A 23,360-nucleotide genomic window follows, 5' to 3' on the forward strand; every position below is an offset into this window, starting at 1 on the left:
TCAGACCCGGCGGGGGGGGGCGCCCCCCCCCCCGCGCGGGGGGGGGGGGGGGGGGGGGGGGGGGGGGGGCCCCCCCCCCCGCCCCGCCCGCGGCCGTCATCCGGTTCAGCGGGCCACGGAGGCGCGCTTCTTGTTCCAGATGTCGAAGGCGACCGCCAGCAGCAGCACCAGGCCCTTGATGACCTGCTGCATCGACTGCGGCACACCCATCAGCTGCATGCCGTTGGACATGACGGCCATGATCAGACCACCGATCATGGCGCCGCCGACACGGCCCACACCACCGGTCGTGGAGGCGCCACCGATGAAGCAGGCGGCGATCGCGTCGAGCTCGAACATGTTGCCCGCGCCGGGCTGGGCGCTGTTCATCCGCGAGGAGAAGACGACGCCGGCGATGGAGGCCAGGAAGCCCATGTTCACGAAGATCCAGAAGTTGATCTTGCGCACCGCCACACCCGACAGCTCGGCCGCGTGGCGGTTGCCGCCGACGGCGTAGATGTGCCGACCGAAGACGGACTTCTGGGTGACCAGCGTGTAGGCGATGATCAGCACGGCGAGGATGATCAGCACGACCGGCAGGCCGCGCGAGGAGGCGAGCTGGTAGCCGAACCACATGACCACCGCGGCGACCACGAGGATCTTGAGCGCGAACAGCGGCAGGGACTCGACCGACTGCTGGTAGGCGACCTTGCCCTGGCGCGAGCGCCACTGCGACACACCGTAGCCGACGACGGCGATCCCGAAGATCACGAGCGTGAAGACGTCGAACCCGTAGCCGCCCAGCAGTCCGTTGAGGAACCCGTTGGCGACCTCGTAGTAGGTGCCGCCGAACGGCGACAGCGACCGGTTGTCCAGCACGAGGAACGTCAGGCCGCGGAAGAGCAGCATGCCTGCCAGGGTGACGATGAAGCCGGGGATGCCGACGTACGCGACCCAGAAGCCCTGCCAGATGCCGACGAGCAGGCCGACGACCAGCGCGGCGAGCACACCGGCCCACCACGGCATGCCCTCGCGGACGACGACGACGGCGGAGACGGCTCCGGTCAGGGCGACCACCGAGCCGACGGACAGGTCGATCTGCCCGGCGATGATGATCATCACCATCCCGATCGCCAGGATCAGGATGTAGGAGTACTGCAGGATCAGGTTCGTCAGGTTGGTCGGCGACAGGAAGCTGGGGTGCAGCGCGGCGAACAGCACCACGATCGCGACGAAGGCGATGAGGATGCCGCTCTGGCGCATGTTCCGGGTCAGGGCGTCCCGGACCGAGGCGATGGCGTTCATGAGGCAGTTCCGTTCGTGGGCAGGGGCTGGTCGCGCTCGAGGGTCATGAGCTCCATGAGGCGTTCCTGCGTCGCGTCGGCGACGGGAAGTTCACCGGTCATGCGACCGAAGGCGAGGGCGTACACGCGGTCGCAGATGCCGAGCAGCTCGGGCAGCTCGGAGGAGATGACGACGACCGCCTTCCCCGCCGCGACCATCTTGTTGATGATCGTGTAGATCTCGTACTTGGCACCGACGTCGATGCCACGGGTGGGCTCGTCGAGGATCAGCACGTCCGGGTCGGTGTACAGCCACTTGGACAGCACGACCTTCTGCTGGTTGCCGCCCGAGAGCGTGCCGACGTCGACGAGGACGTTCGGAGTCTTGACGTTCATCGAGGTCCGGTACTCCTCGGCGATGCGCAGCTCCTCGTTGCCGTTGATCCAGCCGCCGGGAGCGAGCTGACGCAGGCCCGCCGCGGAGATGTTGTGCCGGACGTCGTCGATGAGGTTGAGGCCGTACTGCTTGCGGTCCTCGGTGGCGTAGGCGATGTGGTGCTCGATCGCCTCGGCGACCGTCCGCACCTGGATCTCCTTGCCGTCCTTGTAGATCTTGCCGCGGATGTTGCGGCCGTAGGAGCGCCCGAAGAGGCTCATCGCCAGCTCGGTGCGGCCCGCGCCCATGAGGCCCGCGATGCCGATGACCTCGCCGGCGCGGACGTGGAACGACGCGTCGTAGATGATCTGCCGTCCGGCCTGGGTGGGGTGGTCGACGTTCCAGTTCTCGACGCGCAGCACCTCCTCCCCGGGCACGCTCTCGCGCTCCGGGTACCGGTGCTCGAGGTCGCGACCTACCATGCCGCGGATGATGCGGTCCTGGGTCGCGCTCTCCTCGGTCATGTCGATCGTCTCGATCGTCTGACCGTCCCGGATGATGGTGGTGCGGTCGGCGATCTCCTCGATCTCGTTGAGCTTGTGCGAGATGATGATGCAGGTGATGCCCTGGTCCCGCAGCGCCCGCAGCAGCTCGAGCAGATGCTCGGAGTCGGTGTCGTTCAGCGCGGCGGTCGGCTCGTCCAGGATGAGCAGGCGCACCTCCTTCGAGAGCGCCTTGGCGATCTCGATGAGCTGCTGCTTGCCTACGCCGAGCTGGCCGATGGGCGTGGTGGGGTTCTCGCGCAGGCCGACCCGCTCCATGAGCGTCGCCGCCCGGTGGTTCGCGTCGTTCCAGTCGATGAGCCCGAAGCGGCCGCGCATCTCGTTGCCGAGGAAGATGTTCTCGGCGACGGACAGGTACGGCACCAGCGCGAGCTCCTGGTGGATGATGACGATGCCTCGCTGCTCGGAGTCCGAGATCGACCCGAACTCCGCCGTGGCGCCGTCGAAGACGATCTCGCCGTCGTAGGTGCCGTGGGGGTACACGCCCGACAGCACCTTCATCAGCGTCGACTTGCCGGCACCGTTCTCACCGCAGATCGCATGGATCTCGCCCTGCTCGACGGTGAGGCTGACGTCGGACAACGCCTTGACGCCAGGGAACTCCTTGGTGATGGAGCGCATCTCCAGAATGGTGCTCATCTGCGCTCTCGTCCCTCCTTCGGTGGGGGGTAGCGGCCGCGGCGGGAGCCGACGGCGGACCCGGGGCGGCCCGCCCGCCGTGGCCGGAGCGCACGACGGGCGGGCCTGCCCGCGATGAGTTCGGTCAGGACCGACGGATCACTCCGCGGCCTGGCCCGACTCGACCTCTTCGGCGGTGTAGTAGCCGGAGTCGACGAGGACCGGCGCGATGTCCTCGGCGAAGACCGTCTCGACCTCGAGCAGGTACGACGGCACGACCTTGACGCCGTTGTCGTACGTCTCGGTGTCGTTCGCCTCGGGGTCCTCACCCTCGACGAAGGACTGCGCCGCGGCGACGGCCTGCTCGGCGAGCAGGCGCGTGTCCTTGAAGATGGTCGAGGACTGCACGCCCTGGTCGATCAGTGCGACGTTGGCGATCTCGGCGTCCTGCCCGGTGACGACCGGCAGGCCCTCCTCGAGGGTCGGGCCCATGCCCGCACCCTGCAGGGCGTTGATGATGCCCCGCGAGAGCACGTCCGCCGGGGCCAGCACGCCGTCCAGCTCCTCGTCGCTGCCGGTGTACGTGGAGGTCAGCAGGTCCTCCATCCGGCTCTGGGCGGTCTCCAGCTCCCACCGCTGGGTGCTGATCTGGTCGAAGTTCACCTGACCCGAGGGGACGACGACGGTGCCGTCGTCGAGCAGCGGCTGCAGGATGGACATCGCACCGTCGAAGAAGAAGTGCGCGTTGTTGTCGTCCGGGGAACCGGCGAAGAGCTCGACGTTGAACGGGCCCTCCTCACCGGTCGGCTCGTCGTTCTCGTCGAGGTAGCCGACGCCACGCAGCAGGGCGTTCGCCTGGGCGACACCCACGGCGAAGTTGTCGAACGTGGTGTAGAAGTCCACGTTCTCGCTGTCCCGGATGAGGCGGTCGTAGGCGATGACGGGGATGTTCTCCGCCGCCGCGGCCTCGAGCTGGCTGGTCAGTGCCGTCCCGTCGATGGACGCGATGATGAGGACGTCGACGCCCTCGGTGATCATCGAGTCGATCTGCTGGGTCTGGGTCGGGATGTCGTCGTTGGCGAACTGCAGATCCACCTGGTAGCCGAGCTCCTCGAGCCCGGCCTCGACGTTGCCGCCGTCCTGGATCCAGCGCTCGTAGGTCTGGGTGGGCATGGCCACGCCGACCTTGACGTTCTCGTCACCGTCGCCTGCGGCCTCTTCGGTGCCGGAACCGGCACCCTCGCCACCGCATGCGGTCAGGGTGAGCGCCAGCGCCGCACCTGCGGCGACCACGCCCATCTTCTTGCCGAGTCGCATCCTCGCGCTCCTTCTCGTCGTCGAGGGTCCTCCGGCGGCGACCTTCACCACCGGTGCCCCGTCGGGGCCGGACCGCAGCCTCCAGAAGGAGGCCGGACACAACTTTCCTGTCTTCGAGACTTGAAGTCAACGCTGGGGCATCACGATCTGATCACGACCAACAGAGCGACAGTTCGGACATTAACCCCTAAGGGTCCCTGCCTTGACTTCGCCTCGCGAAGTCAAGGCAGGGACCGGGTGAACCTGTCTCAGTTCTGCCGCTCCACCAGCACGGCGACCGTCCGTGCCGGCACGGTGACCGTGCCGGAGGGCGCGTCCCAGCCGGTCTCCCGGACGACGTCGTCACCACCGTCGCGCTGGACCGGCGACAGCGCGTAGTCGCGCCCGGCGAGCTCGTCGAGCGTCACCGTCGCGGGCTCCGGCGAGGCGTTGAGCACGGTCAGCACCCCGTCCAGCGCCGGGTCGACGTCGACGCCGCCCGCCGTGTCGTCGATCGACATCGCGATCACTCCCGGGGCGGCGTCCGGACCGGAAGCCGGGAACGACACCTTGTCCTCGATCAGGTCCGCGGTACCGAGGCGGAACAGGTCCGTGGACCCGCGTAGCTCGAGCAGCTCGCGGGCGCGCTCGGACGCCCCGGCGATGTCCTCCGGCGCGGGCTTGAGCGCCGGGTCCGCCAGCAGCGGAGCCATGAGCGGCCACTTCTCCGCGTTGTCCGCGGCCATCGGCAGACCCCGGGCGAACCCGTTGTCCTGGCCCGACCAGTCGATCGCGTTGAACCAGTCCCCGGAGTCGTAGGAGTTGCGGTCCAGGGACTTCGAGCGCAGCAGGTCCGTGCCCGCGTGCCAGAACGAGGGCGTCTGGGCCAGCGCGGCCGTGGCGAGGGACACGGTGTTCATGCGCACCCGGTCGTCCATCGAGGTCGCTTGCGGCAGCTTGAGCGTCAGCAGGTCGAAGAGGGTCTCGTTGTCGTGCGCGTCCACGTACGTCACCACCTCCTCCGGGGAGTCGGCGTATCCGGCCGGTGAGCCGCGGTAGTCGAGGTCCGCGCCCCGGGTGGTCTCGCCGTCGGACGTCCGGAACGTGAAGTCGCGCAGGTTCCCGGCGAGGCCGAGCCGCACGAGGTCGGTCTGGTGGCCGAGGTCGTCGCGCTCGTCGTCACCGCCGTCGTTGACCGTGCCCGGCTCCCCAGTGCGCGCCTCCCGGCCGTTCGGGTCGGTGAACAGCCCGGTGCCGAACCCCTGGGTGAACGTCGATGCCCCGTCCACGGGTGAGCCGCCGTGCACGGCGTCGCGCAGCCGGTCGCTGAACGTGCCGATGCCCGTTCCACCGAGGTTGCCCTGCGTGGCCTGCTCGAACAGCGCCCCGTCGGCGACCTCGCCGAAGTTCCAGCCCTCGCCGTAGAGGTACACCGCCGACCCGTCGACGCCGTCCTCGGCGGGCGTCAGCTCGTCCAGCGCCTCCCGCACGGCGAGCATGTTCTCGCGCGAGTGGTGGCCCATGAGGTCGAACCGGAACCCGTCGACCTTGTAGTCGCGGGCCCAGGTGACCACGGAGTCCACCATCAGCTTCTGGGCCATCGCGTGCTCCGTGGCGACGTTCTGGCAGCACGTGCTGGTCTCGACCGCGCCCGTCGTCGGGTCGAGCCGGTGGTAGTAGCCGGGCACCACGCGGTCCAGCACGCTCTTCGCGTCCTGACCGCTGGCCGCCGTGTGGTTGAACACCTGGTCCAGGACCACCTGGAGCCCGGACGCGTGCAGCGAACCCACCATCGTGCGGAACTCGGCGACCCGTGCGCCGCCGTCGGCGTCCACGGCGTACGAGCCCTCCGGGGTCGTGAAGTGGTAGGGGTCGTACCCCCAGTTGAAGGCGTCGCTGCCCTGGACCTCGGCCACCGCGGCCTGCTGCTCGTCGGAGTCCGGCGCGAACGCGGACAGGTCTCCGGTCGCCTTCTGGTCCGCCCGGTCCTCGGGGATCGTGGCGATGTCGAACGTGGGCAGCAGGTGCACCGTGGTCATCCCGGCGTCCGCCAGCTCGCGCAGGTGCGCCATGCCGTCCGAGTCCCCCTCGGCGAACGCCAGGTAGGTGCCCCGGACGTCCTCGGGGACGGTGTCGTCCGCGATCGAGAAGTCCCGCACGTGCAGCTCGTAGATCGTCTGGTCCACGGGCCGCTCGACGACGGGCTGGTCGGTGGTGCGCCAGACCTTCGGCTGCCAGCGCTTGTCCTCGAGGCCCACCACGACGGAGTGCGTCGAGTCGCGGGTGAGCGCCACCGCGTACGGGTCGGTCACCACGTTGGTCTCCACCTGACCGGTCCCGGGGACGTAGACGGTCACCGCGTACCGGTAGCGGGCGCCGACCCACGGGTACTTCTTGTCCTCCCGCTTGCCGTCCAGGGTCCACGACCCGTCCGGCCTGCGCTCCGTCTCGAACCGGTCGGGCTCGGCGTCCGGCTCGCGACCCTCCGGCCAGACGAGGAGGTCGACGTCCTGGGCCGTCGGCGCCCACACCGCGAACGACGCCCACTTGCGGTTCGGGTGCACGACGGCGCCGAACGTACGATCCTCGGCGGCCTCGGCGTACAAGTCGTCCAGCACACCGGGGAGCTGGACGCCGGTCGCGGCCGTGAGCACGTCTCCGTCGGAGCGGGTCACGAGCAGCTGGCCGGTCAGCAGCGCCTCGATCGACTCGCGGCCCAGGGGATCACCGTCCGACGTCGGCACGAGCGTCGCGTGGCCCGCCAGCGCCGGGAAGTCCGCGGCGACGTCGTCCGGCACGGCACCGCCGGGGTCGAGCGGGTAGGACGCCGCGCCGTCGGGCAGGTCGCCGTCCGGGCCGGTGACTCCGCCGTCCGCGACCTGGAGGCCCCCGGCAGGCGAGGCCCAGAGGGTCCACTCCTCGCCCGCGCCCAGGTCGCCGGGGGCGAGGAGCAGCGACTCACGCACCCAGTGCGCGGCCTGCTGACCGGTCCCGGCGAGCGGCGGGTCATCCACGCCGATCGTCAGCTCGTGGGTCGCGAGGTCGTAGGAGAACTCGACCGTCTCGCCGTCACCGACGCTGAACGAGTAGTTCGCCCCGTCGGGCTCTCCCCCGATGCCGTAGTTCTCCGCCCAGCTCAGGCCGTGGGCCACCTTCGCCTCGTAGGCACCACCGGCGAGCTCGTCGGTGGACCAGGTGTGCACGCCGTCGCCGTCCGGGTCCTTGAGCCAGGTGGCGAGGCAGGCCGGGTCCCAGGCGTCCGGGCAGACCTGGTCCTGGTAGGAGCCGGGCAGCGTGACGATCGGGCCTTGCGCGGTCGAGGAGAAGTCCTTGCCGACCGGGTCCCAGTAGAAGGTGACCTCGCCGCCGTCATGCGTGTACATCGCGTTGCCGCCGTCATGTACGCCACCGGTGCCGTAGTTGACGTCCCAGGAGCCGTTGAGGGCCACCTTGTACTCGTACTCACCGGCCGGCAGGTCGAACGTGCCCTCCCAGACGCCGTCGGCACGCTCGGTGAGGCGGGCGCCCTCGCAGTCGGGCGTCCAGTCGCCGGCGCAGCCCATCTCGCTGTTGTGGCTGCCCGGCACCGTGACCATGTCCACCTCGGGCTCCGGCTCGGCGTCGCCGACGACTCCGGAGACGTCCACGCCCACGGAGGCGAACGTGGAGGCGGCGGCGCGGTCGCCGTCGGCGTCGACAGTCACCGCGCGGTACTCGACCAGCGTGCCTTCGGGCACCTCCGCGACGTCGTGGAAGACCCGCGGTGTGGTGTCCTCGGCCGTGCCGAGCGGCTGCCAGGCGTCCGTGCCGACCTCGCGCCAGGCGAAGCCGGTCTCGGCCCAGGCGTCGTCGATCTCCGCCGCGACCGGCGCGGTGCCGCTCACCGCGGCCCCAGGAGCAGGCAGGTCCACGGCGATGCTGCCGTCCGTCTCGGCGCCCACGGTCCGGTCGGCCCGCAGGACGACGGCGGAGGTCGCCGGGACGCTCAACGTCACGGTGCCTTCGGCGTCGGCCGTCACGGCTTCACCGTCGCCGTGGAGCATCTCGTAGCCCGCGCCCGGGGTCAGCGTCGTGAAGGTGGCGTCGCGCTCCTCGGACGCGTTGTTGAGCGCGACGAGGTGCTCGACCTTCTCCTCGCGGTCGACGCGGCTGAACGCATAGATCCCCGCGCCGTCCGACACGTGCCGCTCGATCTGCGCGCCCTGCGACAACGCGGGGTGCGCCTCGCGCAGCGCCGCCAGGTCCGCGATGTGCGCGTACAGCGGAGCGTCGGTGTCGTAGCGGTCCTGGCTGCCGGCGGTCTCACCCGTCACCAGCGGCTGGCCCGCGTACTCCTCGACCTGCGTGGCGAACAGCGTCTGGCGGGCGTCCTTGTCGCCGCCGCTGCCGGCGAAGCCCTGCTCGTCGCCGTAGTAGACGACCGGCTGGCCGCGGGTGAGGTACATCAGCTCGTGGGCGAGTTGGTCACGGGCGAGCGGGTCGTCGGTGCTCGCCAGCATGAACCCGACGCGTCCCATGTCGTGGTTGCCGAGAAACGTCGGCAGCGCGGCCGCGGACGTGTCCGGCGTCGTGTACCGGTCGTCGCTCGCGAACAGGCTCGCCAGGCCTCGTGCGCTGTTGCCGCTCGCGTAGCTGGTGGCGGACGCCTGGAAGGCGAAGTCGAGCACCGAGCTCATGTCGGTGTCCCGGACGTAGGGGGAGGTCTTGGCCGCGTCGGCGTCGTACACCTCACCGAACATGAAGAACTCGTCGTTGCCCTGCGCGTGGGCGTAGTCCATGACCTCGGCGGACCAGGTCTCCCAGAACTCCGGGTTCACGTGCTTGACCGTGTCGATGCGGAAGCCGTCGATGCCCAGGTCGATCCAGTCCTGATACACCTCGACGAACCCGTCGACCACCGTCGGGTGCTCGGTCATGAGGTCGTCGAGACCGTCGAAGTCGCCGTGCGTGACGGACTCGCCGGTCCAGGTCGAGTTGCCGCGGTTGTGGTACAGCGTCGGGTCGTTGAGCCAGGCCGGGACCTTGACGTCCGCGTCCTGCGGCGCCACCACGGGCGTGTACGGGAACGACGTCGCGGCGTCGAGCCCGGGGAAGTCGCCGGTGCCCGCGAAGTCCGCGGGGTCGAACGCCTCGCCCGACGCGTCGAGATACGGCGCGTCCGCCTGCTCCACGTAGGAGTACTCGCCCTCCGCGTAGTCGACGACGTCGGCCGTGTGGTTGGTGATGATGTCGAAGTACACCTTGATCCCGCGCTCGTGGGCGTCGGCGATGAGTGCCTCGAGCTCGGCGTTCGTCCCCAGGTGCGGGTCGATCTGCGTGAAGTCCGTGATCCAGTACCCGTGGTAGCCGGCGCTCGCGTCGTCGCCGGTGCCCTGCACGGGCCGGTTGAGGAACGACGGCGTGAGCCAGATCGCCGTCGTGCCCAGACCTTCGACGTAGTCGAGGTGTTCCCGCAGGCCGGCGATGTCGCCGCCGGAGTAGAAGCCCTTGTCCGTCGGGTCGAACCCGTGGTCGAGCGCGTCGCCGTCGATGCCGCCCGTGTCGTTCGACGGGTCGCCGTTGGCGAACCGGTCGGTCATGACGAAGTAGAACCGCTCGTCCGACCCGGCCTGCCGCACGGGCGGGACGACGAGCTCGGCGTCCGCGGCGTCGTCGTACTCCCCTGCCAGGTCGAGCGGGGTGAGCGCGGTGCGGTGGGTCGTGTCGTCGTAGGTGACCCGGACGCGGGTGTCGCCGCCGAGGACGAGCGGGGTGTCGGCGTCGGTGCCCTCGCGCCCGTAGGCCTCGTCCCACGCGCCGTCGAGCGCGACCTTGTACGCGTAGGTGCCGGCGGGCAGGTCGTACTCGGCGGAGTACGTGCCGTCGCCGGCGGGTTCCAGGGTGGTCGCGGTGCATGTCGGGTCCCAGTCCTGCGGGCAACCCAGCGAGGTCTGCAGGTCACCGACGAGGGTCGCGGTGCGCTCCTCGTCGGCGGCTGCCGTGGTCGCCACGGCGACTCCGGCGGCGGTGGTGGCGATCAGGGCGGTGGCGGCGAGCGCCGCGACACCGCGGCGCAGGGGTGGGCGCATGGGGACTCCTTCGTCGACTGGCCGCCACGACTGTAACCTTGCAGAATTCTTGCAGCAAGCCCATCGCAACAGGTCCCCGCCGGTGGCACCGCTCCTCGGCGCCCCGCCTGCGGTGGCCCGCTCACGTTCCAGTTGCCATCATGAGCAGGGCACGCACTGCGGCGGGGCAGGCGCGGACCGAGGAGTGTGACGGTGAGCTTCGTTCATCAGGAAGCCCTCGACGCGTCGTTGCGCTGGCTGCGTGCCGGCCAGGACGTGCACGTCATCGGAGACGTCGGTTCCGGCCGGACCAGGGTCCTGCGGGCGGTCGCCGAGAGCCTGCGCACGTCCGGCGCCGCCGTCGCCGAGCTGTCCGGCACCGCGGGCGAGGACTCCGTCCCCCTCGGCGGCTTCCTCACCCATCCGACGCTGCGCCCCCGAGGCTCCGTCGCGCGTTGGAGCGTCCCGGAGGCGACATCCTCGCTGGCCGAGGCGATCGCCGGCCGCCGGGCCGTCGTCGTGGTCGACGACGTGCACCTGCTCGACCGGCCGTCGCTCACCGTCATCGACGCCGTCGCCCGGCGCGCGCCCGGACCGGTGCGCGTCGTCACGACGGTACCGGCCGGAGTCCCCACCGAGGGTCCGTGGTCGGCCCTGGCGCGACCTGCCGCTGCCGTCCCCGTCGCCCCGCTGGACGTGAACGAGGTCGCTACGCTGCTCGCCGCTCGTCTCGGCGGCCAGGTGGACGGTGGGCTCGCGGCCGCCGTCGCGGGGAGGTCCGGGGGGAACCCACGGGCCGCCGTCACCCTGGCGCAGGCAGCCGCCGGAGCAGGCAGCATCAGGCAGACGGACGGCCGGTGGACACAGACGGGGAGCCTCGAGTCCGTCCCGACGCAGTCGGTGCTGCACGGCCTGCTGGGCGGCATGCCGGCCGAGCTCCGCGCAGGCCTCGAGACCCTGGCGTGGTTCGGGCTCCTGGACGTCGACCACGCGCGCACCCTCCTCGGCACGGAACGGCTCGCGGCTCTCGACGCCGCCGGCCGCATCGCCATCGACGAACGACCCGAGGCACGCCTGGTCGCGGTCAACCCGCCGGTGCTCGGCCAGGCGCTCCGGGCACACCTGTCCGGGACCCGGCGCGCACTCCTGCGCGACCGCGGTGAGGAGCTGCTCGGGCCGGCCGGCAGCGCCGGCGACAGCATCCTCGCCGGTGCGCCCCGGCCGTCCGCCACCGGCACGCCCGCGGCCGACGGTCGCCCCGTGCACCAGGTGACCATCCTCACCGAGTCCGTCCGCACCCGGGCCGCCCTGTGGTCCGACACGTGGGCGACGCGGCACGACGTCGCGAGCGCCCTGCCGCTGCTGCGCCTGCACCTGGTCGACGGGATGGCGCCGGTGGACGTCGACGAGGTGTTCACGGGCACCTCGCTCGCACCGACCGACGACCCCGAGGAGGTGGCGGCGTACCTGGTGCTGCGTGGACAGTGGGCCGCCCAGTCCGGAGGCACGATCCGGTCCGGTCTGCTCGACGACCCGGGGCCCTCGGGCCGACTGGTGCTCGACGGCGCCGGCGAGACGTTCCTGCGCTACCTGGACCAGCTGCACGGCACGTCGGACCGAGCGCCCGACGCGGGGACGATCGACGTCGAGCAGGACGTGCCGCGCAGCATGCGCGGCTACGTCACGATCCATCAGGCGCGCGCCGCCGTCGAGGCCGGTGCCCCGGACCGCGCGCTCGACCTGCTCGGGAGCTGGCAGGACAGCGGGTTCCAACGACCCTTCACGCACCGGCTCGACTCGCTGCGCGGCGACGCGCTGCTCATGGTGGGGCAGGTCGACGACGCCGTGGCATGGGCACGCCGCCGCCGGAGCGCCGCCTACGACGAGCTCAGCCCGTTCGGTGTCCGGCTCGCCGCGCGAGGGCTCGCGAGCGCGCTCTTCGTGCAGGGTGATCACGACCGGGCGCTGCGCGCGCTCAGCGTGGTGCTGCGGCTCGACCGGTGCGGACCGGTGCAGAGCCCGTTCGACGAGCGCATCTTCGGACTCGCCGCGGTGCTGCACGCCCGCGCCGGCCACCACGAGATGGCCCGCACCCTGCTCGACGAGCTGGAGCGGACCCCCCGCCCGTACGTGCCCGTGCTGGACTTCGTGCGGCCGTGGGCACGGATGGAGGTGGAGCATGCGGTGTCCGGGGGTGCTCCCGACGGTGAACCCCTGTGGTCGGCGGGCGAGCGCCTGTGGTCGCAGGGCAGGCTGGCGTCCGCGATGTTCTCCTGGGCGTTGACGCCGCAGCGGTTGACCGGCGCGCGCCTCACGCGTCTGGAGGAGGGGTTCGCCGCCGTGCACATCCCCCTGCTGGCACCGGCCGTGCGGCTGCACCGGCGCCTCACGCACGGCACCAGCAGCAGGGTCCTCGAGTCGATCCGCTCGATGGACCCCCGCGACCCCATGACCTACGTGGCGGCGAAGGTCGCCAGCGCTCTCGCCGTCCAGGAAGGTCGGCACACCCTCACGGCGGACGAGCTCGCCGAGGCCACCGGGACGCAGGCGCCGATCCGGACCGCTGCCGCCGGGCCGGAGGCTGGCCTCACCGCCCGGGAGACCGAGATCACCGCGCTCGTCCGCGAAGGCCTCACCAACCGCGAGATCGCGAGCCGGCTGTTCCTGTCCGTGCGGACGGTGGAGAGCCACCTGTACCGGGCGATGCAGAAGCTGGGCGCCTCGGACCGGCGCGAGCTCGCCACGTGAACAGCCTGGTCAGGGCACCGGCGCACGGCTGCGGCGTCGGCCGCGCCAGGCGCGCGTCCACAGGACCGCCGCCCAGACGAACAACGCTCCCGCGACGACGAACACCGCGAGCGTCCGCTGCTCGCCGTTGACGACCGAGTTCACCTGCCCCAGCCACGGGACGGCGTACCAGACCCGGCCGCGCACCTGGAGGTCCCGCACCGGCGCATCGGGCGTCGCGTTCGCGTCGCCCTGGAGGGTGAACGACCGCGTGCCGTCCTGGTGGTGGTCGATCGAGGTCACCCGGTGCGTGATCGCGGTCGGATCGCCCGGGTTCGGCAGGTAGGTGACGATGTCTCCGAGACGGATGTGGTCGGTGTCGACGGGGCGCACGACGGCGAGCGACCCCGCCGGCAGGTTCGGTTCCATCGAGCCGGAGAGGATCGTCAGAGGGACGCCGCCCACCATCTTGGGCACGACGATGACCACCGCGGCGAGCAGGACCGTCAGGCCGAGCAGCCCGTAGGTGAAGCCGGCCCACAGGCCGGACAGCACCGCGCCACGGACGCGCGCGGCGTCCGCGGACGGACCGTCGGGCGCGACCGCGGTGTCTTGGGCGTCGATGGTGGCCGCCACGTCTCGACCACGCAGGTCTCCCCGCATGCACCTCAGTCTGCCTCGTCGTCCTCGCGAGCAGCGGTCGGGCACGCGGTCGACGAATCCGTCGGCACCGGCGTCGGCACCGGCGTCGGTGCCGCCGCGGTAGCGTCCGCCTCGGACGTCTCCTCGTCACAGGTCTCGACCCCGGTGTCCGAACCGGTGTCGGTGTCGGAGCCTTCCGTGCCCGAACCTGTGTCGGCTCCCTCGCTGCCGCCGTCGTCCGCCGGGGGCGCCAGGCCCTCGCCGGAGGCCTCGCCGTCCGACGCTCGCGCGGTACGGTCGGGCGCGACCGGCTCGTCCAGGTCAGCCGGCTCGTCCGGCGCGGCCCGCCCGGCGGGCGCGGCGCCGTCCCAGAGCGGGAGCTGGTCAGCGGTCAGCCCCGAGCCGTCCGCGAACGCCTCATGGTTCGCGACGTTCGAGACGTCCCAGCCGCTCAGGTCCTGGGAGAAGGCGGTGGCGCCCTTGAACATGGCCTGCATCTCCGAGACGTTCGAGACGTCCCACGACCCCACGTCCGCGTTGAACGACGTGGCGCCCTCGAACATGCGCGCCGTGCTCGTCACGTTCGAGAGGTCCCACTGATCGATGGCGCTGCCGCCCACCCAGGGAGCGTCGACGAAGCTCGTGGCACCGGCGAACATCCCCTCCATCGTGGTGACGGCGGACGTGCTGGTGAACCGTGTCGAGCCGACGAAGGACGTCGCGCCGGCGAACATGTAGGACATGTCCGTGACGCTGGAGGTGTCCCACTGGATGTCCGGCTGGCGGAAGTTCGTCGCCCCCTCGAACATGTGCGCCATCGTCGTCACGCGGGACGAGTCCCAGTCCCAGAGCTGGATGTTCCCGTCGGTCCCGGTCGCCGAGCCTGCGTTCTGGAAGGCGTAGGACGTGTCGGTCAGCGTGCTCGGGAGTCCTGTGACGCCCGTCAGCCAGACCGCGTCCTTGAACGCGTGGCTGGCCGACGTCATGCCGAGGTCGTCGTCCATCCCGGAGACGTAGATGAGCGCTCCGATGACGTCCTGCGTCTGGTCGGGCGACCCGAAGCCACGGAAGCCGCCCGTGATCTCGACGTAGGGGACCGCTCCGGTACCGGTGTAGTCCATCGAGTTCAGGCCGTCGACGGCGTCGGTGACGACCTCGGTACCGTCCCAGTTCCACAGGTTCCACCTGACCGTCGTTCCGGGCAGCGGGTCGTCGAGATAGAAACCGACCACGCCGTCGTCGTCGCGCGCCAGGTCGTAGCTCAGGTTCACCGTGCCACCGGCGGTGGTGACCGTGCCCGCGTCGAGCCGCGCGACGTCCGACCATCCGCGACCATTGGTGAGCGTCACCGTCAGCCCGCTGAGGTCGATGATTTCCTCGCCGGCGGGAAGGTCGGCGTCGGCCGCGACCGTGAGCGTGAGGTCGACGGCCTGCTTCCCGTCGGCGTCGGAGTCGGCACCTGCGATCGGGGTCGGGTCGGACGCGACCGTGAGGGCGACGTGGTCGGTCAGTGCACCGGGGACCACGGCGCCTTCGACGCCCTGGAACGTCGCCTCGAGGTTGTCGCCGACGGCGGTGACCGGCACACCGGTGACGGTGTAGGTGAGTGTGTTGCCGGCGGCGAGCCGGTCGGTGGCCGGGTCGAACGTGTCGCCGTCCTCCGTCCAGGTTCCACCGGCGAGGGTCTCCTGATCGACTCCCAGGCTTCCGGTCGTCGTGGCTCCCCCGACGGGCGCGGAGTCGTTCCACGCCGCGAACGATCCGGCGGCGGGCAGCCCGAGCAGCAGGACGACGACGACTCCGGCGGTCAGTGCCGTCGTCCGTCGCAGGTCCGTGGGCCGCGCCTGGTGCCGCATCTCGCTCCCGCCGTCGTGGGTCGATGGTCTCGATGATCGGGCTCGCGGGCCGCAGCTCGACGAGTCTGCCGCCCGCGGTGGGTCAGGGCGCGCCGGGCGCGACCTGCTGGAGGTCGATGGCGATGGCGTTGAGGTTGACCTCCTGGGACATCGAGCCGGTGGCGCTCTCGTCGAACCTCAGGGTGACCGTGGCGGTGAGGTCGTGGGTGGTCCCGGCGTTCGAACCCGAGAGTCGCGTGACCTCCGCGTCGGCGCCGTCGGTCAGGACGACCGAGACGTCCACGTCGTCCGGCAGGGTCCCGTCGGCGTAGTCGAGGCCCGTGTCGATGCGAAGGTTCTCGCCCACCGCGGTGACGTCGACGTCGGCCGTGCCGACGACCACGTCGCCGGGCACCATCACGAACGCTCCGATGTCCGGGATCGCGTTCTCGGCACCCGGTGTGTCGTCCGTCCACACGGTGTCACCGAAGGTCGCGGTCAGCGAACCGGTGGCCGTGCTCGCGGTCCCGATCGCGCCCTCGGCATTCCACAGCGCGAAGGTCCCCGCACCTCCCAGGAGGACGGCGACGCCAGCAGCGGCAGCGACGGTGCCCTTGACGGCACCCTTCGTCGTGGTCGTGTTGCTCATGTGCTGTTCCTCTCGGTGGCCTGAAGTCCTGCGCCTCGAGCGCCCGACACCGCCAGCGTGCCCCGGTCCCGGCGACCCGAACAGGCCCTCCGAGCCCTCCGTAGGTACCGCCGAGCGTCCTGACCTGCGGCGACGCGCCCGCGCGCCGCGGAACCCAGTAGTGCCAGCACTACTGAGAAGCCGCGCGCCGCCGCTGCGTCACCCGGCCAGGTGCGACCACCGTGACGCCAGGTCGCGCCACGGCCCGACGGCGGCCACCCGACCCTCGACGAGGACGACGACGCGATCGGCCCGCGCCAGCGCCGCCCGCTTCGAGGTGGACCCGACCACCGTGGTCCCCCGCTCCCGCAGCGACTCCCAGAGCTCGATCTCCGTGGCCGCGTCCAGCGCGCTCGACACGTCGTCCGCGAGGAGGACCTCCGCGTCCGTCGCCAGCGCCCGCGAGAGAGCCAGCCGCTGCACCTGCCCGCCCGAGAGCCGCACCCCGCGGTGGCCCACCCGCGAGTCGGGACCGCCCGCGTCCGCGATGTCGGTGCTCATCCGCGCCGCCTCCAACGGGCGCGCCACCCTCCGGTCGTGGTCCAGGCGGACGTTCTCGGCGAACGTCCCGGACAGCACCCGCGGCACCTGGGCGACGTGCGCCACCCGACCCGGCCGGAGGAAGGTCTCCGGATCCGTCACCGGCGCACCGTTCCAGGTGATGGTGCCGCGGTGCGCCATGAGGCCCGCGAGCGCGGACAGCAGGCTCGACTTGCCCGACCCGACCTGGCCGAGCAGCAGCACCAGCTCGCCGCGCCGCACCTCGAGCCGGACGTCGGTGACCCCGATCGTGCCGTCGTCGTGCACCGCTTCGACGGCCTGCAGCTCGAGCCGCTCGAACCGCGCGGGACCGGTCGGCGCCGGCACGGGAGTCGGCTCGGGAGCCGGCGCCGACCCCGTCCAGAGGTCGACCCCGGCCGGGAGCCTCGTGAGGTCCGCACCCGCCGCGAACGACGACGTCGCACGCAGCCAGTTCCGCGTGCCCGGCGCCTCGGTGATCACGGCCCCGGCCACGACCCCGAAGTAGGCGAACCCACCGACCGCGGCCGTGACCAGCAGGGTCGTCGCCAGGTTCCAGGTCCCGGCGAGCAGCAGCGCCCAGGCCGCGACCACGCCCACCTGCACCATCACCGTCGGGATGCCGTCCAGCACCGCCTGCACCCGGTGCTCCCGGATCGCGGCCCCCACCCGGCCTGCGTCCACCTGGCGCAGGTGTCGGTGGACGTCCGGGGTCCGGGCCGCGAGCTTCACCGTGCGCGCCGCGTCCAGCGCCGAGACGAGGGCACGCCCGAACCCGGCCCGAGCCTCCGCGGAACGGGTGGCGGTCCGGCCCGCGACCGGCCGGCCGGCCAGCGCGCTGACCGCCGTCACCCCCATCACCGCCAGCAGCACCAGCCCCGCCAGCGGCTCGCCGCTCACCAACCACGTGACGAGCACGACGACGAACCCGTTGAGCAGGTCGACCCACCGGTCGACGTAGAGCACGAACCGGTCGGCGTCGAGTGCACGGGCCACGACCTCCCCCGCCGGGGTCCGTCGCAGCCGCTGCTGGCGCGTCTGGCCCACGAGCACGCCCACGCGCACCCGCAGGAGCAGCTCGATCCACCACGACGGGTACAGCCGCACCGCGAGCGCCAGGCACAGCGGCGCCACGATCAGCATCGCCACGAGACCGGCCGTCAGGGCCAGCGGCACGCCGCCGTCTGCCAGGCTCTCGACCGCACGACCCCACAGGAACCCCGCCAGCGCGCCCTGGGCGGCGAACAGGCTGGTCAGCAGGAACAGCCCCGCGCCAGCGGCACCCCACCGCGGTCTGGTGACCAGGGCGCGCAGGACGCTGCGGGTCAGGCTCGGCCCGTGACCGGGGTCCTCCCGGACCGGCGGCGGGCCTGTCCGCCGCCGCGCTCCGATCCCCGCCGGTGCGACGCCGTCGTCCCCGGCCGGCCCGTCCGGCACGGCGACGACCGCGGCCGCCGCGTCGGACGGACCCCACACGTCGTGCCCGTCGTGCCCGTCCGTGCTGCTCGCCGCGAGCAGGTCGCGGAACGCGCCGTCCTGACGGGCCAGCTCCGCCCGCGGCCCCTGCTGGACGACGCGCCCGTGGTCCAGCACCACCACGCGCTCGGCGCGCTGCACGGTGCCGAGCCGGTGCGCGACGACGACGCCGGTCCGCCCCGTCAGGAGCCGGTCGGACGCGGCGACCACCCGCGCCTCGGTGTGCGGGTCCATCCTGGCGGTCGCCTCGTCGAGCACGACCACGCGGACGTCCCGCACGAGGAGCCGCGCGAACGCCACGAGCTGCTCCTCCCCGGCGGAGAGCGACGTCCCACCCGGGCCGAGCAGCGTGTCGAGTCCGTCGGGCAGCCCCGCCACCCAGTCGGCCAGGCCCAGCTCGACCACCGCCTCCTCGATGTCGCGGCGCGGCACGTCGGCGAACAGCGCGACGTTCTGCGCCAGCGTCCCGGCGACGATCTCGGTGCGCTGGGTGACGACCCCCACGCCGGCACGGAGCTGCTGCAGGTCGGCGTCGCGGACGTCCACGCCCCCGAGGAACACCGCCCCGGGCGGCGGTTCGACGGCGCGGGACAGCAGCGAGGCGAGCGTCGTCTTGCCCGACCCGGTCCGGCCGACGAACGCCACGGTCTGCCCCGCCGGCACCGACAGCGACACACCCGCCAGCGCGAACGTCCCCTCGGCGTAGGTGAAGTCCAGGTCTCGCACCTCGATCTCCAGCGGCCGCTCCGGCAACGGGAGCCCGCCGACCGGCTCGGGCTCGGTGTCCAAGAGCTGGCGGATGCGCACCACTGCGCCGAGCCCTTCCTGGAGATCGGGAAGATGCTGCGCGAGCCGATCGATCTGCCCGACGAACAACGAGGTGACGAGGAACAGGGTCACCAGCCGCTCGACGGACATGTCGCCGGAGACGGCGAGGGCCACGCCGGCCACGACGACGCCGGCGAGCAGCGCGTGCAGCAGCACCCCGACCCGGGCCATCATCCGGGTCTCCACCCGCACCACGTTCAGCAACGCCCGGTGTACGACGGCAGACATCTCAGCCAGGCGCCGCAGCGCGAACGCCTGCCCGCCGGAGGTGCGCAGGTCGTCGCGCGCCGCGACACCCTCCTCCAGCACCGCGGCGTTGTCCGTCCAGGCCCGCTCCTCGACCACCTTGCGACGCGCGATCTCGCCCAGCAGCGACCGCACCGTCCACCACGTGCCCACGGCGAGCAGCGGGAAGAGGTACCAGGCGGGCCACCAGGTGACACCGGCCACCACCCAGATCGGCACCACCCCGACCACGGTGCGACCCATGCTCCACAGCTGGCGGCGGGCCAGCGCGCCGACGGCGTGCGTGTCGTCGTCGACCCGGTCGAGGATCTCGCCCACCGCCTGCTCGCCGAGCACCTCGATCGGTTGGTGCAGGGCGGCGCTCAGCAGGTCGCCGCGCAGGCGGCCCTCGGCGCGGTCGACCACGCCGGCCCACGCGACCTGGCCCGCGGCGTCGAGCAGCGCACCGCCCACCAGGCACAGGGCGAGCAGCAGGACTCCCGTCGCCTCGGGCGAGGCGGCAAGATCGCCGGCCACCACCGTCCCGACGGCGGTGCCGACGGCCCCCAGCGTCAGCGCGACGACCGCCACCGCCGACACCGGGCTGCGCAGCCGCCGCCAGTCGAGGCGGCGCGCAGGGTCCTCGCCCCGGGGCGGAACGTCCGGGGTAGGCGGTGCTGCGGTGGCGGTGTCGATCACTTCTCGAGACTAGGACGGTCGACGACCGAACTCGACACTTTTCCCTGGCGCGGTCCCCGCGCTCAGACCAGCCCGAGGGTGCGCACCGCGTCCCGCTCCGCGACCAGCTCCGCGACGCTCGCGTCGATCCGCTCGCGCGAGAACGGGTCGACGTCCAGCCCTTCCACGATCTGCCAGTCACCGCCCGACGACGTCACGGGGAACGAGCAGACGAGCCCCTCGGGCACGCCGTACTCGCCGTTCGACACCACGCCGGCGCTCGTCCAGTCGCCGTCCGGCGTCCCCAGGACCCAGTCGCGCGTGTGCTCGATCGCGGCGTTGGCCGCCGAGGCCGCCGACGACGCGCCACGGGCGTCGATGATCGCCGCGCCGCGCTTGGCGACCGTCGGGATGAAGTCGTCGGTCAGCCAGCCGGTGTCGGCCGTCAGCGTGCTGCCGGGGCTGCCGGCGACGTCCGCGTGGAACAGGTCGGGGTACTGCGTCGCGGAGTGGTTGCCCCAGATGGTGAGCCGCCGCACGTCCGCGACGGGCACGCCCGCCTTGGCCGCGACCTGGGAGAGCGCACGGTTGTGGTCCAGCCGCGTCATCGCGGTGAACCGCTCGGCCGGGACGTCCGGGGCGTGCGCCGCCGCGATGAGCGCGTTGGTGTTCGCCGGGTTGCCGACCACCAGGACGCGGACGTCGTCGGCGGCGCCCGCGTTGATCGCCTCGCCCTGCGGCCCGAAGATGCCGCCGTTGGCCTCCAGGAGGTCGGCACGCTCCATGCCCGGTCCCCGCGGGCGCGCACCCACCAGGAGCGCGACGTTCGTGCCGGCGAACCCCTGGGCGGGGTCGTCGTGGATGTCGATGCCGGCCAGCAGCGGGAAGGCGCAGTCGTCGAGCTCCATCGCGGTGCCCTCGGCGGCCCGCACGGCCTGCGGGATCTCCAGGAGCCGGAGCCGGACCGGGACGTCCGGCCCGAGCATCGCACCCGACGCGATCCGGAAGAGCAGGGCGTAGCCGATCTGACCGGCGGCACCGGTCACAGTCACGTTCACAGGTGTCGTCATGGCCCCTACTCTGGCGCACGCGGTCCGCTCCGTCACCCCCAGCGGTGCGGTCGCGGGCGCGAGCATCGGCCCAGGCGGTAGCGTGCCCCCGGGGACCGCGACCGTGACCCTGGACACAGGTGGCTCACAGGTTGCGGTGCCAGCATCGCCGCCGCGTCGGTCCGACGGCGCGACGAGACCCCACTGACGACCAGCAAAGGACCTCCATGTCCCAGGCAACCGCGACAGACACCCGCGTCGAGGCGACGCCGGTGCCAGGACTCTTCACACGGATGTGCGTCGAGGCTTTCGGCACCTTCGTCCTCGTGCTCGGCATCGTCGGCACGGCGACGTTCAACGCCCTCAACGGTGGCCAGATCATCCCGGTGGCTCTCGCCGGCGGCATCGCCCTCATCGCGGTGATCGCCGGGCTCGGGCACATCTCGGGCGGCCACTTCAACCCGGCGGTGACATTCGGGCTCACGCTCGCGGGCCGCTCCAGCTGGGTCGACCTCGCGCCCTACTGGGTCGCGCAGCTCGTCGGCGCCGCGGCCTGCGGCGCGCTCCTGCTGCTGATCATTCCCGACTCGTTCCCGGCGCTGATCGGCTCGGCGTCGAAGGGCGAGGTCCTGGCGGCCACGGCCAACGGCTTCGACGACCACTCGCCGCTGTTCACGCTCACCCAGGGACAGTCGACGTTCGACCTCGCGTCCGCCGCGATCGTCGAGGTCCTCATCGCCGTGGTGTTCGTGGGCGTCATCCTCGCCGTGACGAACGTCCGCGCCAAGGTCGCCTACGCGCCCGTGGTGATCGGCCTGACCCTCGCGGCCCTGCACATCATCTCGTGGCCTGTCACGAACACCTCGTTCAACCCGGCCCGCTCGCTCGCCTCGGTGGTGTCTCCCGACGCCTGGGAGGCGAGCGGAGGCTTCGACCAGCTGTGGCTGTTCCTCGTCGCCCCGTTGGTGGGCGCGGCGATCGCCGCGCTCTTCGCCCGGGCGTTCGCCCCGCTGCCCGCGCTCACCCCGGCCGACGGCTGGGACGAGCAGCCGGGCACGGCGACCTACCCGGCCGACGGGGAGACCGTCCCGGTCACGGTCGAGGAGACCGAGGTCGTCGAGGAGACGGAGGTCGTGGCGGACGACGACGCGCAGCCGGTCGCCGAGGACACCACCATCGAGGAGTCGGCCGCCGCCGACGAGGCGGCCACCGACACCGACACGGCTACCGACACCGATGACACCAAGGGCGAGCCGGAGCCCCCGACCCGCCCCTGAACCGACACTCCTCCCGCGGCGGGGACGCTCACCGACGCATCGCCGCGGGAGGAAGCACCCGAGAGGCCGGGGACGAAGCCCGGCGCACGGTCGTCAGACGCGAAGTGCAGGGCGCCCAGCGCCCGTGAACGCGACCGTGCGCCGGGCTTCGTCCCCGGCCTTGTTCTCAGCCCACGAAGGCCTAGTTGTTGCGGGTCATGACGTTGGTGACGCGGGGCCGGGAGTGAGGAAGGGGTAGGCCCTGGCGGCAGGATGGAAGTGCGACCAACCGTCCTCGCCGAGAAAGACCTACCCCTTCATGACTCACGCTAACGCCCCGTTGACCCCTGCTGGCCGCCTGCGTCTGGTCCAGCGCTGCCAGGCGCGCCCGATCGCTCACGTCGCTGCGGAGGCCGGTGTCTCACGCGCCTGCCTGTCGAAGTGGAAGAACCGGTACGACCGGTTCGGTGAGGCAGGTCTGCACGATCGGGCCAGCATCCCGCACACCTCGCCGACGCAGACCCCGGCGAAGGTCGTCGAACGCATCGAGGAGCTGCGTCGCGAACACAAGTGGTCCGCGGCCCGTATCGCGCTCGAGCTCGCAGCCGAGGGCCACCACGTCTCGACCCGCACAGTGGGCCGCTGGTTCGAGCGCCTCGGCATCAACAAGCGCTGGCACCTGGACCCCGACGGGTCGTCCAACCGTCGCCCTGGACGGATCACGGCCCGCTACCCGGGCCACATGCTCCACCTGGACGTCAAGAAGGTCGGCCGCATCCCCGATGGCGGCGGATGGCGCGCCCACGGCCGCGGCTCGGACCAGGACAAGGCCGCCCAGCGCGCCAAGACCCGCGGCACGAGGGCCGGATACGTCTACCTGCACTCCGCGGTCGACGGGTTCTCCCGCCTGGCCTACACCGAACACCTGGCCGACGAGAAGGCCGCCACCACCATCGGCTTCTTCTGCCGCGCAAGAGCGTTCTTCGCCGCGCACGGCATCAACCGGATCGTGCGGGTCGTGACCGACAACCGCGCCAACTATCGTGCCCGCGACTTCGGACGCACCGTGGGCTCCTTCGCCTCGCGCCACCAGCGCACCCGCCCCTACACACCCCGCCACAACGGCAAGGTCGAGCGCTACCAGCGCATCCTGACCGAGGAGCTCCTCTACGCCCGCACCTGGACCAGCGAGGCCGAACGCGCCAACGCCCTGCAGATCTGGAACCTGCACTACAACTACCATCGGCCCCACACCGCCGTCGGGAACCAGCCCCC

The 23,360-nt window shown here is 71.9% G+C and carries 12 protein-coding genes; 3 read left to right on the forward strand and 9 right to left on the reverse strand.

Translation table 11 applies throughout. The features are described 5' to 3' along the window. Window positions 1-105 precede the first annotated feature (105 nt). The 4 genes from mmsB to pulA all read right to left on the reverse strand — a co-directional run bounded on the left by mmsB (window position 106) and on the right by pulA (window position 10,183). On the reverse strand, window positions 106-1,284 hold the full coding sequence (gene mmsB / locus ACH5HR_RS16720; protein WP_402372280.1) for a multiple monosaccharide ABC transporter permease: 1,179 nt from the start codon (window positions 1,282-1,284) through the stop codon (window positions 106-108). Then, window positions 1,281-2,840 (reverse strand): multiple monosaccharide ABC transporter ATP-binding protein, encoded by a 1,560-nt coding sequence (mmsA, locus tag ACH5HR_RS16725; protein WP_402372282.1) that lies wholly within the window; start codon window positions 2,838-2,840, stop codon window positions 1,281-1,283. Before mmsA ends, mmsB begins: the two co-directional genes overlap by 4 nt. Before the next feature lie 138 nt (window positions 2,841-2,978). Then, window positions 2,979-4,136, reverse strand: coding sequence for a multiple monosaccharide ABC transporter substrate-binding protein (gene chvE, locus ACH5HR_RS16730; RefSeq protein ID WP_416478963.1), 1,158 nt, complete (start codon window positions 4,134-4,136; stop codon window positions 2,979-2,981). A 248-nt stretch (window positions 4,137-4,384) separates the two neighbouring features. Further along, window positions 4,385-10,183 (reverse strand): pullulanase-type alpha-1,6-glucosidase, encoded by a 5,799-nt coding sequence (gene pulA / locus ACH5HR_RS16735; protein ID WP_416478964.1) that lies wholly within the window; start codon window positions 10,181-10,183, stop codon window positions 4,385-4,387. Window positions 10,184-10,375: 192 nt separating this feature from the next. Here pulA and ACH5HR_RS16740 point away from each other — a divergent pair, with 192 nt between their 5' ends. Further along, window positions 10,376-12,910, forward strand: coding sequence for a helix-turn-helix transcriptional regulator (locus ACH5HR_RS16740; RefSeq protein WP_416478966.1), 2,535 nt, complete (start codon window positions 10,376-10,378; stop codon window positions 12,908-12,910). Window positions 12,911-12,919: 9 nt separating this feature from the next. Here ACH5HR_RS16740 and ACH5HR_RS16745 read toward each other — a convergent pair whose 3' ends face one another. The 5 genes from ACH5HR_RS16745 to ACH5HR_RS16765 all read right to left on the reverse strand — a co-directional run bounded on the left by ACH5HR_RS16745 (window position 12,920) and on the right by ACH5HR_RS16765 (window position 20,850). Beyond that, a complete protein-coding gene (locus ACH5HR_RS16745; RefSeq protein WP_416478967.1) occupies window positions 12,920-13,552 on the reverse strand; it encodes a signal peptidase I in 633 nt (210 codons plus the stop codon). 5 nt (window positions 13,553-13,557) lie between these two features. Further along, window positions 13,558-15,387: a BspA family leucine-rich repeat surface protein gene (locus ACH5HR_RS16750; protein ID WP_416478969.1), complete on the reverse strand. Its 1,830-nt coding sequence runs from the start codon at window positions 15,385-15,387 to the stop codon at window positions 13,558-13,560. 82 nt (window positions 15,388-15,469) lie between these two features. After that, on the reverse strand, window positions 15,470-16,015 hold the full coding sequence (locus tag ACH5HR_RS16755; protein ID WP_416478971.1) for an alternate-type signal peptide domain-containing protein: 546 nt from the start codon (window positions 16,013-16,015) through the stop codon (window positions 15,470-15,472). A gap of 198 nt (window positions 16,016-16,213) precedes the next feature. Further along, on the reverse strand, window positions 16,214-19,801 hold the full coding sequence (locus ACH5HR_RS16760; protein ID WP_416478973.1) for an ATP-binding cassette domain-containing protein: 3,588 nt from the start codon (window positions 19,799-19,801) through the stop codon (window positions 16,214-16,216). 62 nt (window positions 19,802-19,863) lie between these two features. Then, a complete protein-coding gene (locus tag ACH5HR_RS16765; protein ID WP_402372289.1) occupies window positions 19,864-20,850 on the reverse strand; it encodes a malate dehydrogenase in 987 nt (328 codons plus the stop codon). A 206-nt stretch (window positions 20,851-21,056) separates the two neighbouring features. On the opposite strand from ACH5HR_RS16765, the gene ACH5HR_RS16770 reads away from it, so the two are divergent. Then, the gene (locus ACH5HR_RS16770) at window positions 21,057-22,106 is read left to right on the forward strand and encodes an aquaporin (protein WP_416478975.1); all 1,050 of its coding nucleotides are present in this window, start codon (window positions 21,057-21,059) and stop codon (window positions 22,104-22,106) included. Between the two features lie 298 nt (window positions 22,107-22,404). Further along, window positions 22,405-23,360, forward strand: a 956-nt coding sequence (locus ACH5HR_RS16775; protein ID WP_416478976.1) for an IS481 family transposase, incomplete at its 3' end; no start/stop codon positions are given.

The sequence above is a fragment of the Isoptericola maris genome (assembly GCF_048065335.1).
In the GTDB taxonomy this organism is placed as follows: Bacteria; Actinomycetota; Actinomycetes; order Actinomycetales; family Cellulomonadaceae; genus Isoptericola; species Isoptericola rhizosphaerae.